The sequence below is a fragment of the [Limnothrix rosea] IAM M-220 genome (assembly GCF_001904615.1).
Classification (GTDB): Bacteria; Cyanobacteriota; Cyanobacteriia; order Cyanobacteriales; family MRBY01; genus MRBY01.
Window position 1 is genome coordinate 74,431 of sequence record NZ_MRBY01000008.1, and the last position, 13,420, is coordinate 87,850.

Genomic DNA, 13,420 nt, shown 5'->3' on the forward strand with positions numbered 1-13,420 from the left:
CTTTTTCCACTCCAGAAAAAAATAAAATCCTTTACCTGACCAATCCGGTCATGCTGCAAGTATTTTAAGTTATGCCAAGCTAACGATGGGACTTGAACCCACGACCTACGCATTACGAATGCGTTGCTCTACCAGCTGAGCTACGTTAGCAATTTTTCTGGATATTGATTTTACTATACTTTTTCAAGAGACTAACTGATTCGGTCTTTTAGTTTGGTGCGGGGTCGAGTCGCTGTTTGGGGATTTTGCTCTTTGTGGAGGGCGATCGCCACTCATGATAGATAAAAAAATTAGGTCAAAAACTTTCTAGGGTACTGCTAAAGGTTTCGTAAGGTTTTACGCCGGTAATTGCTGTTTGCAACTCGCCGTCTTTAAAAAACAGTACTGTCGGAATGCTCTTCACCCCAAATCTCGGTCCCACAAACGGATTTTCATCGACATTAAGTTTGAGGATTGTCGCGCGATCGCCATATTTTTCTGCGAGCTGGTCTATTAAGGGAGCAACCAACTGACAAGGCTCACACCACATCGCCATGCAATCAACCACCAGAACTGATGCACTGCCCAGCAGCACCTCTAGCTCCATTTCGTCTTTTATAAATTCAGCTTTGCCCATTATGGATATCTTTCAATATATGAGTTACTTGCACGAGTCATTTAGAATGCTTCGCTGAAAAGATCCTTTAATTTTGCCCGGAGTTTAGCCGCTTCTTGGGGATTTTGCTCTTCGTGGAGGGCGATCGCCTGTTTAAAGAATTTTGCGCTTTCTTCGATTTGGCCAATGCGATAGAGAATGGCAGCCAGATTCTGGTGTGCCCAAGGATTCAAAGGATCATATTTCAAAGATTGTTCGTAGGCTTTAATGGCATCACCAGCGCGACCCACAGCTTTTAGTGCCATACCCATGTGATAGTGCCCCGGTGCAAAGGTCGGGTCAATGACGACTGTTGTTTGATGTTGGGCGATCGCCTCATCAGCCTTGCCGAGGGTCTGCAAGAGTGCTCCGAGATTATGATGTGCGCCAATTTTTAATTTATTGAGAATTGGCTGTTCAATGGCTTGGTTGTAATGTTTAATCGCCTTATCGGTTTCGTCTTGCTTGCGGAAAGCATTAGCGAGGTGATAGTGCAATTCGTACAAAAGATTTGGGCTGGCATTGGCGCTACATTTAAGCCCTTGTTTTAGGGTTTTTAAACCTTTTTTCGCTAGTCCTTCATAAACGTAAATTGCTCCTAATTTGCTACACACATAGGGGTCATTTTTATGGTCGGCGAAATAAGCTTCCATTGCCCGTTTGGCGCGGGTGCTTTTCTCCAGTTTGGCGATCGCCTCGCGTTTGTAGCCCGTATGAAAAATCGCGACAGTATCAATATCTGTAATTTGCCACTGGGGTTCTGCGGTCATCAGTTCGGCCACGCTATCGTCGATCATGGCGTGGTAAGGGCGCTCAAATTTCACAGCGGGATGATTACGAAATAGGCGCGACACCAAAGAATAGGGAGACTGGGCTGCCCCAATTTCGTACCGCACGAGATTCACCACTAAAGTATCTGGCGCGGCGATCGCCTGTTCGATATCGACAATGGCTCTTTGGTTCAGGGTTTCGTCGGCATCCAGTACAAGGATCCATTCTTTCGTGACTAACCTGAGGGCTTCATTTCGCGCCGCCGCAAAATCATTTGACCATTCGTAATGACCAATTTTTGCGCCAAAACTCTCGGCGATCGCCACCGTATCGTCCGTCGAACCCGTATCGAGAATCACGATTTCACCTACGACATCCTGCACACTCCTGAGGCAGTCTGCGAGAATATCAGCCTCATTTTTGACAATCATGCAGAGACTCAAGCGATCTTTCATGGGTTTCGTTGTAGCCAGTAAATTCTAAATATACACAAACAAAATTGTACCTGAAAATTGTCGAACATCAGACATCAAAGATATTTTCAGAAAAACAGTTTATTTCTTAATTTTTACGATACAAAATACAATATTCTTTTTAATATAAAAAACAAAATTTAATCCAAAAAAAATAGATTTTAAACATCAAATCCATAAAATCAAAATCATTTCTAACAGTGGAATTTAGATAACAACCCTTTTCCCTTTAAACATAACTTTTCAAAAAAAATAATCCGGCTACTGTACGGCGAAAAAAATCTAGTTAACCCAGTATTTGGTATTGTCAAAATAGGCGATCGCCACTGTGACAAAAATACTCTCATAGAGAGCCATCAAACATGCAACTATCACAACATTGGTTGAAATTAGGGATTGCTGGATTCCTCATCATCGGCGGTGGCGGCATCAGTATCTTCGGTTTTGGGCTTATCGAAGAGGCGATCGCCGCACAAAACTGGCCGACGACAGAAGGCTACATTAGATCAACAAAATTAGTGCGTGAAACACGCGGTAAGCGGAACATCCCAACCCATCATTTATCACTTTCCTACGGCTATATTGTCGATAAAACAGCCTATATAGGCGATCGCCATTCGTTTGGAAATGGTAATATCGCAAGCCAGAGATTTCGTAATAGAAGCCAGGCGATCGCCACACAAAACAAATATCCGATTAATAGCAAAATTACGGTTTACTACAACCCAAAAAATCCAAGCTCTGCCGTGCTCACCCCCCATCTAAAGTTGACAACTTTCATGCCAGTAACATTAGGACTTCTCCTTTGTTCCGGTGGCCTACGCTTACTATTTTCTAGCTTGCAAAATCCCATATAATATAATCTTTTTTATCTTAGCAATGTCAAATAAAATCAGTAGAGTACTTGCTTTTGTTTACGGTATTTTTTGTTATATTACCTTCATTATTTCAGTATTAATCCTTATATGCTTTATTGAAAATATTTTCTTACCAAAGACCCTAGACTCAGATCAGGCGATCGCCCTATGGCAAGCTTTATCTATTAATACTAGTTTAGTGAGCTTATTTGCTTTGCAGCATAGTGGCATGGCACGTCAGCACTTCAAACAATGGTGGACAACTTTTATTCCAAAACCGATAGAAAGAAGCACCTACGTTCTAGCTGCTAGCGTCATTTTAATTTTCGTAATTTTTGCTTGGCAGCCCCTCGGAATTTCCATTTGGGAGATCACAAATCCCTTTATTTTTTATAGCCTATATAGCTTAAGTTTTGTCGGTTGGCTACTAGTAGCCTTGTCTACCTTTAGTATCAACCACTTTGATTTAGTTGGCCTAAGACAAGTTTACTTTAATCTCAGCAATCAACCCTATTTAGAATTAGAATTCATCACACCAAGACTCTATCAAACTGTCCGCCATCCCATGTATAGTGGCGTTTTATTGGGAGTATGGTGCACCCCCAAAATGACCCTATCCCATTTAATTTTTGCCATCCTATTTTCCGCTTATATTTTTGTGGGTATTAAGCTAGAAGAAAAAGATTTAATTACCCACCATGGTGAACAATACAAAACCTACCAAAAGCAAGTCCCAATGTTATTTCCTGATCTTTTAAAATTTAGGAAGACAAACTAAATTTAACATAAAATCTTTAATTCCCATTAACTTATATCACGACCTAGACCATACAGCTTTTTATGGTGACTATGATATTTTTAGTGAGGTTATTGGAATAAACAATGGTACTTAGATTTAACCCCAGAGCCAAGTCTCTTAGTAAAGCGAATTTAGTTTGTCTTGCTTATTGTGCCAATCTTATTTATCAGCCCAAACAGAAAATTGAGGCATCCCTCAAAAATCTTGGCTTTGACCTTGAAGGTCGAAACTTCTTTCTCTCCAATCCAGATACCGACACCCAATGTTTTGTGGTGGGCGATCGCCAAAAAATCATCATTGCCTTTCGAGGTTCCGAAAGAAAAATTGCCGACTGGGCGACCAATACCAAAGCGATTCGCACCAATTTCTCAGAGGACAAAACCTTAGGAACAGTGCACCGAGGCTTTAATGCAGCACTCAATAGCCTCTGGCCTGAACTAGAAACAGAAATCCAAGCCCTAAGAACCGCCAACCAAACCATTTGGCTCACAGGTCATAGTCTGGGGGGAGCTTTAGCCACCCTTGCCACCGCAAAATTGCATTTAGACAATTCCCAAATTCCGGTGAGCGGCTTATATACCTTTGGCCAACCGCGCGTTGGTAGCCAGAAGTTTTCCATTGCCTTTAACTCGCAGCTCAAAAATATCACCTTTCGGTGTGTCAACAATAACGACGTTGTCACGAGAGTGCCGCCACAAATTTTTGGCTATAGCCATGTCGGTAGATTAATGTATTTTGACGCAAGGGGAAGGCTACGCAATGATCGCAATTTATCTTGGTGGGCAAGATTTTGGGATCGTCTCGAAGGTCGTTATCGCGACGTTTTTGACCTCGACCCAGACGGTATCGGCGACCATAGTATGGCGGAGTACATTCAGCTCGCTTTAAAAGCCTATAAAAGATAAAAAAGAAAGATATGAAAGAAAGACAAAAAAAGGTAGAAATTAAAGCTTTAAACTTACAATTTCTACCCATATTATTTATTTAAATAAACAAACGAAAGTGATTAGAATTTGATATTAGAAAAAGTAAAAACCTTTTCCCCAACAACTTCATCATTTTCTTTAGATGTAATCTCACGCTTTGTTAAGACATAGTAGCCATCAATTTTCTCGAAGCTATCTCGAAAGAGGGTTGTGCCACCTTGTGGCTCTTTTGTCTCAGCATCAAAATACACCGAGTCGTAACCAAGGGATAAATAGCCTTCGTCTGTATCTAGGGTTTCAAAGGTATTGATGTTGACGATGACATTGCGAATCTTACGATTAACGAAGGTGACAGTGTCGTTTTTGATTTTGTAGCTGTTGCCCATAGAAGCGCCAGTTACTTTAATTTCCTGTGCGCCATTGGCATCTTTTTCACCAAACTCAAAGGAGTTTTTGCCGTGGCTCTCTTCAAAGGTACGGCGAACACGGTGAATCGTCATCTCCCAGAGTTGCCCCTCGATTTCTTTTTTTGCAGCTTCGTCTTCGATGCCTGTCACTTCAAAGGACATGTCTGGCTTGATAGTAACTTGACCGCTATGGCTCTCCTCGCCATGGGTAAAGGTGACATCGGCGGTAAAGCCGGGAAAGTCTTTGTCCCATGTGTAGCGATTGTCGTAGGCGGCACGAAAGGCATCTTGGGCAGTCAATGTCTGCGTCATTGTTTTATACTCCAGCAGTGTTCACGAATTTTTTCCTTATCTAGGATAACCATCTGCTCTACCTCATTACTAGGGGAATACCGAACTGTTATGAATCCTGTGCTTCAAATTGCGATCGCCACGGTGCTGTTAGGGTCATCAGGGGTGTTTATTAAGTTTGCTGATCTTTCTCCTTTTGTCACAACTTTTTTTCGAGCGGGTATTCCTTTAGCCATTGTCTCTGGAATATTTTTTTATCGTAAGGAGCCTCTTTTTTGGGGCGCATCACCTTTACTGCTGTTCATTTCTTTTCTCGATGCCATTCGCGGACTGTGCTACGTGATTGGCTTTAGCTACGCAGATCTGAGCAGTGCGGTGATCATTCTCTACACTTGGCCGTTATTTGCGACATTATTTAGCTGGGTGTTTTTGAAAGAAGCGATCCCCAAGCGCAATCTTTTGCTTCTACCGTGCTTTCTGTTGGGCATCATTGTGATCTATGCCGAGGGAGAAATTAGTTTATCGAGTAGTAATTTTCTTGGTTTAACGAGTGTCTTAATCTCGGCAATTCTTGTCGCCTGTACTGTTGTTATGTACAAGGAAAAATCAGAAACTTTTTCTGTGTATCGTCTGATTTTTTACCAAAACTTTTTTGCGGGAACTTTAGCGTTTCCGTTTTTGCTTTTCACCCGCCCTTTTCCAAATCTGTTTGAATCCACAATGGGTATTAGCTATGGGTTTTTAATTGGTTTTGTGGGGTTTGTTTTATTTTTCTCGGCTCTGAATAAATTGAAGGCTTCGACAACTGCGATTTTGTGTTATTTGGAGGTTTTAAGTACGATTATTTTTGGGGTTTTATTTTTTAAGGAGCAGCTTTCTCCTAATGTTATTCTAGGGGCATCGTTAATTCTTGGTGGAAGTTTCTTTTTAAAGAAATAGTTGTCGTAAAAGTCTGTGGCGATCGCCTTTTTATTGTGGTGGATATTTCAATATAAAAACAAAAAGCATAATGCCACTGGGCAAAAAGAAAGTCCCCAAAACCAATGGGACAAAGGTACCGAAATTTGTACCGGGTTGGAGGATAGCAAAACTGGGTTCTGTGGGCTTGTAATACACATCGATCTTACTGCCAATGGGATATGTGTTTTTTTCGGCGATCGCCTGACTTCTTTCTCGATATCGTTTGCTGGCGGTCGAGCCATCTCCGAGGGAATAACGAGTATTTGTATAGGAAATGCCTCCGACTTGGTAGCTATAGTTGAGGGTCAAATGATGGGTCACTCGTCTTGTATTACCGCTCCCTCTAAACTCCCGCACAATATTGACAGCCTTGATTTCGCCTGTTGTTGTCGGCCAATTTTTTGAGGCAAAACCATCCCGCAAAAAGCTGATGCCAAAGATTATTAGTGCAGCGCCCCCAATGGTTGTGGTTCCTGCAAAGATAGCCGATGACCAATATTGCCAAGGTTGAAGTTGTTGTGTCATGGGATTTTGTAAAGAGGGGCGATCGCCGTACTACACAGCAATAGGCATGATGGGTTCAAAATGTAGCACCATAAATTGCTCTGAGGTTAAACCAAGAAATTCAAACGTCCGGCCTTGGCGATCGCTAAACTCCACTTCAAAAGCTTTTCCTTCTGCCAAAATATCGACGATTGTACCAACTTGTCCTCTCGGTAAATTGCAATCTGGTAAATCGATAGTTAAAGCTACGACATCCAGTAGTTTAATCGAGTAATTCATAAAGCTTGAGTCTGAATATATTGCCGTAGTAAAGAGTTGACCAAGTCTTTTGGTTCTTGATTTTGATTATGTAACCACTGCAAGATATCGGAATCTAATTCGATAAAATTATTGGCTTTATTTGCAGGGATTTTTAAAGTCGCTTCCGCAAAAAAACTTTCTGTCAGCGGCGGAATATCAGAGTAATCAATATCTTCATCTGATATTGACTCCAAAGCTTCCCAATTAGTTTGAGATGTAGGCTTCAAATTGTCTGCGCTCATAACGGTTAGCCTTTCGTGCAGAAATAATGCGAATGGTATTTTGATAGCGTTCTGTCCAAACCACTACTGCAACGCCGCGACGAATGAAACCAATGCCAATCCATCTCTCTTCTCCATAATCAAATCGATCATCGAGTCTAGATAGCATTTCTCGCTCAAACATTATGGGCACATCAGCAAAATCAATGCCGTGCTTCTGAATATTCGAGAGATTTTTGGATTCATCCCACTCAAATTGCATGGGTTTGGACAGCCACTACTATTTTAGTGTGCTCAACAATTAAGCATGTAAACGACGGGCGATCGCCTGACTCCAGTTTTCAGTCATTGCCTCTACAGAAACATTAATTAGCGTGGTTTCACCAGAATTAATCACGAGAGAACCGGAGTTTGTGACTTCACCAATTTGTTTAAAGTTAGCGGCGATCGCCGCGTTGAGTTTGGCTTCAAAGGCGGCTTGATTTGACCCAGAAACTGACACCAAAATTTGACCGCAGGTTTCACCAAAGAGGGTTGTGTCTAGGCGATCGCCCCCGGCTTCAATATTCACGGTTGCGCCTAAACCTTGACCAATACAAGACTCGGCGATCGCCACAGCAAAACCACCTTCTGCAAGGTCATGGGCAGAACTGAGTAACCCTTCAGCCACGCCATCACGCACAACTTTTTGGACGGCTTTTTCTAGCTCAAAATCAACTTGGGGCGGAATGCCTGCAACGGTGTCATGGATGGTATTGAGATATTCAGAACCACCGAGAGTAACCGCCGCTTTTGTGCCGAGGAGATAGATTTTGTCACCAGAATTTTGGAACGCCAGACCGCAAACTTTGCCGATATTTTCCACACGTCCCACCATACCGATGACAGGAGTCGGATAAATCGGTGTAGGTTTGCCATCGCTATCGAGGGTTTCGTTGTAGAGGGAAACATTACCGCCCGTCACCGGCGTATCTAACGCGCGACAAGCTTCGGAAATGCCCTTACAGGAATTCGCCAATTGCCAATAACCAATGGGTTTTTCGGGACTGCCAAAATTGAGATTATTTGTGATCGCCAGAGGTTCTGCACCAACACAACTTAAATTGCGGGCTGCTTCTGCCACCGCTGCTTTTGCCCCTTCCAGCGGATTCAAATAAACATAGCGGGGATTGCAATCAGTACAAGCCGCCACTCCAATAGTCGAATCATCGGGCTTACCATTCGCAGGACGCACACGGACAACCGCCGCATCTGCACCACCGGGGAATATCACTGTATTGTTTTGCACTTGGTGATCATATTGACGATATACCCATTTTTTGGAGGCGATCGTCGGCACATCCAGCAAGGTCAACAACACCTCACTCCAAGTCTTGCCATCAATGCCTTTTTCATCGCAACTCGGCAAAGCATCCACAGACCAAGCCGCTGCTTTTTGAGCATATTCGGGCGGTTCCGCCATCAACTCATGGTGATAAATAGGCGTGTCATCGGACAACGCGCTGGCAGGCATTTCTGCGGCAACTTCACCCTTAAACATGATTTTAACGATGGGTTCCTCAATGACTTCCCCCGCCACAACTGCTTTCAAGCCCCAACGGTGGAAAATGTCAATGAGTTCCTGTTCACGGCCTTTGTGGGCGACGAATAACATCCGCTCTTGGGATTCCGACAATAAATATTCGTAAGGAACCATGCCTGTTTCGCGCACAGGAATTTTATCGAGGTCGAGCAATACGCCAACTTTTCCTTTCTCTGCCATTTCCGCTGTGGAGCAGGTTAAACCCGCTGCCCCCATATCCTGAGCCGCGGCCACTGCCCCCGTTTTAAATGCTTCCAAACAAGCTTCAATTAATGATTTTTCGGTAAAAGGATCACCCACTTGAACAGCCGGGCGATCGTCCATGGAATCATCGGTCAGCTCCGCACTAGCAAAACTTGCACCGCCCATGCCATCACGTCCCGTTGTGGAACCCACATACAAAACAGGATTGCCGATTCCGTAGGCTCCCGATTTGATAATTTCTTCGGTTTCCATCAACCCCATCGCCATGGCATTCACCAGAGGATTACCAGAATAAGCCTTATCAAAATAGACTTCACCACCAACTGTCGGCACTCCCACGCAATTACCATAGTGTGAAATACCCTCTATGACCCCTTCAAAAATGCGGCGAGTTTGGGGATTATCGAGGTTACCAAAACGGAGGGAATTGAGGACGGCAATGGGACGCGCACCCATCGTAAAAATATCGCGGAGAATACCACCCACCCCAGTTGCAGCCCCTTGAAATGGTTCAATAGCCGACGGATGATTGTGGGATTCAATTTTGAACGCGAGATGCAGACCATCCCCCATATCGACTACACCAGCATTTTCACCGGGGCCAACTAAAACTCGCTCGCCCTCAGTCGGAAACCCAGAAAGCAAAGGCCGAGAATTCTTATAACAACAGTGCTCAGACCACATCACTCCAAACATTCCCAACTCAGCACGATTAGGATGGCGACCTAAACGGCTCACAATTTCATCGTATTCTTCGGGCTTGAGTCCTTCTGAGGCGATTTCTGCGGGAGTGAAGGGGCAAGTGGTCATGGGTTCTGCATCAATAGTTTCTGTAACAGAGATATTGTATCGGCTTCAGGGGATGGATTGATCAGGATAGAGAAAGGCGATCGCCTGTGTTGCTTAAGTTTGTGGTTATGATGATCGATAGGAGTTTTCAGCAGGTCAACTCAGATGGAAAAGATTCTCTACGAACAAGATTTTGTAATCTGGATCGAGAGCACGGTTGAGAAATTAAAAGCAGGAAATTTTTCGGAACTTGATCTAGAGCATTTAATAGACGAGGTGGAATCCTTGGGGAAACGAGATAGGCGAGAACTAAAAAGTCGTTTAATTACATTATTTGAACATCTTTTAAAACGTCATTATGTGCCAATGCCCAATTGTTATCGAGGCTGGGAAGTGACGATCCGCAGAACCCAATCTAAATTAAAAGACTTGTTGGCAGATTCTCCTAGTTTGGGCAATTTACTGGAAGAAATTTATCTGGATTGCTATCGAGAAGCTGTAGCCAATATGTGCATTGAATATGATGTTGAATTCCCGCAAGAATATCCTTTTCTCAACACATCAAAAGGTTTACTCGAAGAAGTGAAATTGAATGACTAATTGGGAGGCGATCGCCCTTCTTCTTTTCGTTCTACCAAATGCGTTTCATTTTGAGAGAAAAACCCGGAAGCTCAGGAGAACAATTTACAGTTTGAGGATTTCCGAGGATTTACGGCGATCGCCCTCTTAACCAAGCCTCTACAATGAATACAAAAGGAGGGTCATATGCAAATCACTATTGACTTACCAGCGGATCTCGAAAAAGAACTGATAGCCAAAGCATCAGAATCCAAACTTCCTCTTCAAACTTTAATTTTGCAGACATTGCGACAAAATACCCAAACAGTCCCTACTGTCATGACTCAGTGGCCACAAGAAATTCTTGATTTTTATGGCGATTCTGAGTTTCCCGCTTTTGAATCTCACCGAGAAGATCTTGTGCCTCCTCCCGAAGTCGAGTTATTTGAATGAAATATTTGCTCGATACTTGTGTGATTAGTGATTTTATTATATTAAGGGTGAAATCGGAACCACAGAAGGACTAAAAAAGACATCTCCTCTTGAAATTGCTGTTTCCACAATTACGGTAATGGAGTTGCGCTATGGACTGGCACTCAATCCACAACGCGCCAAGAAAATCGAATCGGCGATCGCCAGTTTTGTAGAATCTGTTAGTACCATTCCCTTTAGATATGAAACAGCTGAACAAGCAACCCAGATTCGCGCAGCTTTGAAATCAAAAGGTCAACCCATTGGTGCATATGACGTATTGATTGCAGCCACGGCTTTAGAACATAACCTCATTATGGTCACCGCAAATCAACGGGAATTTGAACGCGTCCCAGATCTGAAACTTGAAAATTGGCGAGGTAAATAGCGTTTATCAAATGCGTTTCATCTTGAGGGAAAAACCAAGCAGCTCAGGGGAACAATCTACCGTTTCAGGATTTTCGAGGATTTGTGGCGATCGTCTTACTCACTTCATTGAGAAAAACTCTTGTCTTGTGAAGTAGAGGAATAGTTTCAGATTCGTCAAAATCAACAAAATCTGCATAATCCGCTTCATGTCTGCGTTCGAACAGATCATTGTAGAGTCTCGCTAAATCTTTAGAAATAATGCCAGTTTTGACATAGTTTTTATTAAAAAGACTCCGCACCCCCGTATGTTTTGGAGAGGATAAACTATCTTTGAGCAGTAGTGCAGACACTGCATAGAAACAACTGTAATACAAACGATTAATACAGCTATTCCAGTTTTTGATAGTCGCTAAGAATTGAGCTGCTTGATATGTCTCTTCTGCACGATCCAAACGATATTGAATAATCTCTTTAGACATTAGGCTGACAGCAAGATCGCATCAGATTTAACAGACTGATAAAAAGGAGTTTGCTGAAATTTTGGAGTATGCCAAAGCTGTTTACTGCGAATGATCGAACTAACGACAGTATCTGTTTCCCATTCAATCTCATATAAATGATGTCGAATGTTATCCGTTAGCTGCTGATTGACTTTTCCATCAACCAAAATAAGCAAATCCCAATCAGACTCTTCTGTTGCATCACCACGGGCGCGAGAACCATACAAAAAAACTTCGGCATTTGGTGAAATGCTTTCTACTTCTTGGGTTATACGTTGCAAAAATTCTTTTTGACTCAGCATTAGGTCTTTCCAGAACGAAGAGCTGTCGCAACTCTATTTTAGTGGCTTCAGACAAAATCATATTGACGTGTGATTGCCCTTTTCTCTTTACCAAATTCGTTTCAGCTTGAGGGAAAAACCGGGAAGCTCAGGGGAACAATCAACCGTTTCAGGATTTTCAAAAATTTGTGGCGATCGCCCCGGACGATAAACATGAACAGTTTTATTTTTGCGATCCACTAAAAGACCTAAGCGCACGCCATTTTCAATATATTCAGCCATCTTTTCCTGCAAACCTTTTAAAGTGTCGCTGGTTAAAGTGTCGCTGGAAGAACGTAATTCCACTACAAAATCAGGACAGATGGGTGCAAAGGAAGCTTTCTGTTCATCGGATAGTTGATTCCAGCGCTCAAGCAAAATCCACGAAACATCCGGTGATCTAATCGCACCATTTGGAAAGGTAAATCCGGTACTGGAATCAAACACTTCACCCATTCCATCACTTTCTGCCCAATTTCCAACTTGTTGAGCGATTTTTGCATTTCGATTACTGGTATCCGAAAACACTGGTGGCATAACAATTACCTCACCAGTCGCTAGACGTTCGATACGTAAGTCTGGATTGTTTTGACAAAACGCATAGAATTGCTCTTCACTCACTTTCCCATCAGGTACACATACCGATAAATCTACAGCCCAAGGAAAATAAGTTGTTGGTAGTATTTGCAATGCTTTCATCGGCTCTAACCAAAAGTTTTTTGAGCTGCTTTTAGTTTATCAACGGTTTTTATGTGGTGGCGATCGCCCCTTTTTGTAGCGAAGATTATCGATTGGGGCGTATCAGTTGCAAGCGCATAACCTAAACGAGCATAATCCACAGGTGATAAAACTCTTATTTTGAAAGAATAGCTTTTACAGATCCATGACTCACTCTACCGATGCCAAAACCCTGACCAGTTGGATGGCAGGCGAATTTTCTAACTTTGACCAAGCCCTTGCAAACTCGGCTTTGTTTGCCCATATCAAAGTTTGTATGCGCCCAATGCCTCAGGATTTTTTTGGTGGTTATGGATTGTTTTTAGAGCAAGCCTACAGCTCGGATTTAGGTAATCCTTATCGTTTGCGGGCATTTCAAGTGAAACCTGTCGATGATCATCTGGAGCTGGTTCACTACAAACCGAAAGAAGAGATCAAAGAAAAATTTTTTGGTGCTTCCCGCGACCTTAGTATTCTCAAGTCGGTGACGATGGCTGACCTTGAGCCAATGCCTGGTTGTGACATGATTGTGACTTTTGAAAATGGCGCATTTAAGGGAGTCGTGCAGGAAGGTCGTGGTTGCAAGGTTTTCCGCAACAATCGTGAAAGTTATCTCGACAATCGCTTTGAAATTACCGAGAAAAATCTCATTAGTATTGACCGGGGACGTGACCCAGAAACCGATGAAATTGTGTGGGGTTCGCTAGCGGGTGCGTTTGAATTTAAGAAGATTAAGGATTTTTCGTCCGAGGTGGTTTAAATAAAGG

Annotated in this window: 19 protein-coding genes and 1 tRNA gene; 8 read left to right on the forward strand and 12 right to left on the reverse strand. The window is 42.8% G+C overall.

What is annotated here, in order from left to right; translation table 11 throughout:
* Nucleotides 1-77: 77 nt before the first annotated feature.
* The 3 genes from NIES208_RS05170 to NIES208_RS05180 all read right to left on the reverse strand — a co-directional run bounded on the left by NIES208_RS05170 (nt 78) and on the right by NIES208_RS05180 (nt 1,860).
* Nucleotides 78-150 (reverse strand) — tRNA-Thr (locus NIES208_RS05170).
* A 145-nt stretch (nt 151-295) separates the two neighbouring features.
* A complete protein-coding gene (locus tag NIES208_RS05175; RefSeq protein WP_075890412.1) occupies nt 296-616 on the reverse strand; it encodes a thioredoxin family protein in 321 nt (106 codons plus the stop codon).
* Nucleotides 617-657: 41 nt separating this feature from the next.
* Complete coding sequence (locus tag NIES208_RS05180; RefSeq protein WP_084176543.1) at nt 658-1,860, reverse strand: glycosyltransferase family 2 protein; 1,203 nt, start codon at nt 1,858-1,860, stop codon at nt 658-660.
* 380 nt (nt 1,861-2,240) lie between these two features.
* On the opposite strand from NIES208_RS05180, the gene NIES208_RS05185 reads away from it, so the two are divergent.
* From NIES208_RS05185 to NIES208_RS05195, 3 genes are all read left to right on the forward strand, one after another.
* Nucleotides 2,241-2,735, forward strand: coding sequence for a DUF3592 domain-containing protein (locus NIES208_RS05185; protein WP_075890414.1), 495 nt, complete (start codon nt 2,241-2,243; stop codon nt 2,733-2,735).
* A 22-nt stretch (nt 2,736-2,757) separates the two neighbouring features.
* Complete coding sequence (gene mddA, locus NIES208_RS05190) at nt 2,758-3,513, forward strand: methanethiol S-methyltransferase (protein WP_075890416.1); 756 nt, start codon at nt 2,758-2,760, stop codon at nt 3,511-3,513.
* A gap of 104 nt (nt 3,514-3,617) precedes the next feature.
* Complete coding sequence (locus NIES208_RS05195) at nt 3,618-4,439, forward strand: lipase family protein (RefSeq protein ID WP_075890418.1); 822 nt, start codon at nt 3,618-3,620, stop codon at nt 4,437-4,439.
* A gap of 101 nt (nt 4,440-4,540) precedes the next feature.
* Here NIES208_RS05195 and NIES208_RS05200 read toward each other — a convergent pair whose 3' ends face one another.
* Nucleotides 4,541-5,179 (reverse strand): DUF3386 domain-containing protein, encoded by a 639-nt coding sequence (locus NIES208_RS05200; RefSeq protein WP_075890420.1) that lies wholly within the window; start codon nt 5,177-5,179, stop codon nt 4,541-4,543.
* 90 nt (nt 5,180-5,269) lie between these two features.
* Here NIES208_RS05200 and NIES208_RS05205 point away from each other — a divergent pair, with 90 nt between their 5' ends.
* Entirely contained in the window at nt 5,270-6,097 is an 828-nt protein-coding gene (locus NIES208_RS05205; protein ID WP_075890422.1) for a DMT family transporter, read from the forward strand.
* A gap of 30 nt (nt 6,098-6,127) precedes the next feature.
* On the opposite strand, the gene NIES208_RS05210 is transcribed toward NIES208_RS05205, so the two are convergent.
* Genes NIES208_RS05210 through purL form a run of 5 tightly spaced genes read right to left on the reverse strand, consistent with a single transcriptional unit; the run spans nt 6,128 to nt 9,739 of the window.
* Nucleotides 6,128-6,643 carry a DUF3592 domain-containing protein gene (locus NIES208_RS05210; protein WP_075890424.1) on the reverse strand — a complete coding sequence of 172 codons (516 nt, stop codon included), beginning with the start codon at nt 6,641-6,643 and terminating at the stop codon, nt 6,128-6,130.
* 30 nt (nt 6,644-6,673) lie between these two features.
* Nucleotides 6,674-6,901, reverse strand: a complete 228-nt coding sequence (locus tag NIES208_RS05215) for a DUF4926 domain-containing protein (RefSeq protein WP_075890426.1) — start codon at nt 6,899-6,901, stop codon at nt 6,674-6,676.
* A complete protein-coding gene (locus NIES208_RS05220; RefSeq protein WP_075890428.1) occupies nt 6,898-7,164 on the reverse strand; it encodes a hypothetical protein in 267 nt (88 codons plus the stop codon). Before NIES208_RS05220 ends, NIES208_RS05215 begins: the two co-directional genes overlap by 4 nt.
* The gene (locus tag NIES208_RS05225; RefSeq protein ID WP_075890430.1) at nt 7,127-7,405 is read right to left on the reverse strand and encodes a BrnT family toxin; all 279 of its coding nucleotides are present in this window, start codon (nt 7,403-7,405) and stop codon (nt 7,127-7,129) included. Before NIES208_RS05225 ends, NIES208_RS05220 begins: the two co-directional genes overlap by 38 nt.
* Nucleotides 7,406-7,444: 39 nt before the next feature.
* The gene (gene purL, locus NIES208_RS05230; protein ID WP_075890432.1) at nt 7,445-9,739 is read right to left on the reverse strand and encodes a phosphoribosylformylglycinamidine synthase subunit PurL; all 2,295 of its coding nucleotides are present in this window, start codon (nt 9,737-9,739) and stop codon (nt 7,445-7,447) included.
* Nucleotides 9,740-9,883: 144 nt separating this feature from the next.
* Here purL and NIES208_RS05235 point away from each other — a divergent pair, with 144 nt between their 5' ends.
* The 3 genes from NIES208_RS05235 to NIES208_RS05245 all read left to right on the forward strand — a co-directional run bounded on the left by NIES208_RS05235 (nt 9,884) and on the right by NIES208_RS05245 (nt 11,135).
* Nucleotides 9,884-10,318, forward strand: a complete 435-nt coding sequence (locus tag NIES208_RS05235) for a DUF29 domain-containing protein (RefSeq protein WP_075890434.1) — start codon at nt 9,884-9,886, stop codon at nt 10,316-10,318.
* A gap of 165 nt (nt 10,319-10,483) precedes the next feature.
* Nucleotides 10,484-10,729 carry a hypothetical protein gene (locus NIES208_RS05240; protein WP_075890436.1) on the forward strand — a complete coding sequence of 82 codons (246 nt, stop codon included), beginning with the start codon at nt 10,484-10,486 and terminating at the stop codon, nt 10,727-10,729.
* Nucleotides 10,730-10,847: 118 nt separating this feature from the next.
* The gene (locus NIES208_RS05245) at nt 10,848-11,135 is read left to right on the forward strand and encodes a PIN domain-containing protein (RefSeq protein ID WP_235641338.1); all 288 of its coding nucleotides are present in this window, start codon (nt 10,848-10,850) and stop codon (nt 11,133-11,135) included.
* Nucleotides 11,136-11,199: 64 nt separating this feature from the next.
* On the opposite strand, the gene NIES208_RS05250 is transcribed toward NIES208_RS05245, so the two are convergent.
* From NIES208_RS05250 to NIES208_RS05260, 3 genes are all read right to left on the reverse strand, one after another.
* Complete coding sequence (locus tag NIES208_RS05250; protein ID WP_075890438.1) at nt 11,200-11,595, reverse strand: HEPN domain-containing protein; 396 nt, start codon at nt 11,593-11,595, stop codon at nt 11,200-11,202.
* Nucleotides 11,595-11,918, reverse strand: a complete 324-nt coding sequence (locus NIES208_RS05255) for a nucleotidyltransferase domain-containing protein (protein ID WP_216349360.1) — start codon at nt 11,916-11,918, stop codon at nt 11,595-11,597. Before NIES208_RS05255 ends, NIES208_RS05250 begins: the two co-directional genes overlap by 1 nt.
* A gap of 87 nt (nt 11,919-12,005) precedes the next feature.
* A complete protein-coding gene (locus NIES208_RS05260) occupies nt 12,006-12,635 on the reverse strand; it encodes a Uma2 family endonuclease (protein WP_075890440.1) in 630 nt (209 codons plus the stop codon).
* Between the two features lie 184 nt (nt 12,636-12,819).
* Between NIES208_RS05260 and NIES208_RS05265 the strand changes: the two genes are divergently transcribed.
* A complete protein-coding gene (locus tag NIES208_RS05265) occupies nt 12,820-13,413 on the forward strand; it encodes a chromophore lyase CpcT/CpeT (protein ID WP_075890442.1) in 594 nt (197 codons plus the stop codon).
* The last annotated feature ends 7 nt before the right edge of the window (nt 13,414-13,420 follow it).

What these genes read in the sequence shown, in the direction of transcription:
- NIES208_RS05255 (WP_216349360.1), bottom strand. Translation starts at nt 11,918, where the DNA reads ATGCTGAGTCAAAAAGAATTTTTGCAACGTATAACCCAAGAAGTAGAA.
- NIES208_RS05180 (WP_084176543.1), bottom strand. Translation starts at nt 1,860, where the DNA reads ATGAAAGATCGCTTGAGTCTCTGCATGATTGTCAAAAATGAGGCTGAT.
- NIES208_RS05250 (WP_075890438.1), bottom strand. Translation starts at nt 11,595, where the DNA reads ATGTCTAAAGAGATTATTCAATATCGTTTGGATCGTGCAGAAGAGACA.
- NIES208_RS05225 (WP_075890430.1), bottom strand. Translation starts at nt 7,405, where the DNA reads ATGCAATTTGAGTGGGATGAATCCAAAAATCTCTCGAATATTCAGAAG.
- NIES208_RS05200 (WP_075890420.1), bottom strand. Translation starts at nt 5,179, where the DNA reads ATGACGCAGACATTGACTGCCCAAGATGCCTTTCGTGCCGCCTACGAC.
- NIES208_RS05220 (WP_075890428.1), bottom strand. Translation starts at nt 7,164, where the DNA reads ATGAGCGCAGACAATTTGAAGCCTACATCTCAAACTAATTGGGAAGCT.
- NIES208_RS05240 (WP_075890436.1), top strand. Translation starts at nt 10,484, where the DNA reads ATGCAAATCACTATTGACTTACCAGCGGATCTCGAAAAAGAACTGATA.
- NIES208_RS05175 (WP_075890412.1), bottom strand. Translation starts at nt 616, where the DNA reads ATGGGCAAAGCTGAATTTATAAAAGACGAAATGGAGCTAGAGGTGCTG.
- NIES208_RS05195 (WP_075890418.1), top strand. Translation starts at nt 3,618, where the DNA reads ATGGTACTTAGATTTAACCCCAGAGCCAAGTCTCTTAGTAAAGCGAAT.
- NIES208_RS05245 (WP_235641338.1), top strand. Translation starts at nt 10,848, where the DNA reads ATGGAGTTGCGCTATGGACTGGCACTCAATCCACAACGCGCCAAGAAA.
- mddA (WP_075890416.1), top strand. Translation starts at nt 2,758, where the DNA reads ATGTCAAATAAAATCAGTAGAGTACTTGCTTTTGTTTACGGTATTTTT.
- NIES208_RS05215 (WP_075890426.1), bottom strand. Translation starts at nt 6,901, where the DNA reads ATGAATTACTCGATTAAACTACTGGATGTCGTAGCTTTAACTATCGAT.
- NIES208_RS05265 (WP_075890442.1), top strand. Translation starts at nt 12,820, where the DNA reads ATGACTCACTCTACCGATGCCAAAACCCTGACCAGTTGGATGGCAGGC.
- NIES208_RS05205 (WP_075890422.1), top strand. Translation starts at nt 5,270, where the DNA reads ATGAATCCTGTGCTTCAAATTGCGATCGCCACGGTGCTGTTAGGGTCA.
- NIES208_RS05185 (WP_075890414.1), top strand. Translation starts at nt 2,241, where the DNA reads ATGCAACTATCACAACATTGGTTGAAATTAGGGATTGCTGGATTCCTC.
- NIES208_RS05235 (WP_075890434.1), top strand. Translation starts at nt 9,884, where the DNA reads ATGGAAAAGATTCTCTACGAACAAGATTTTGTAATCTGGATCGAGAGC.
- purL (WP_075890432.1), bottom strand. Translation starts at nt 9,739, where the DNA reads ATGACCACTTGCCCCTTCACTCCCGCAGAAATCGCCTCAGAAGGACTC.
- NIES208_RS05210 (WP_075890424.1), bottom strand. Translation starts at nt 6,643, where the DNA reads ATGACACAACAACTTCAACCTTGGCAATATTGGTCATCGGCTATCTTT.
- NIES208_RS05260 (WP_075890440.1), bottom strand. Translation starts at nt 12,635, where the DNA reads ATGAAAGCATTGCAAATACTACCAACAACTTATTTTCCTTGGGCTGTA.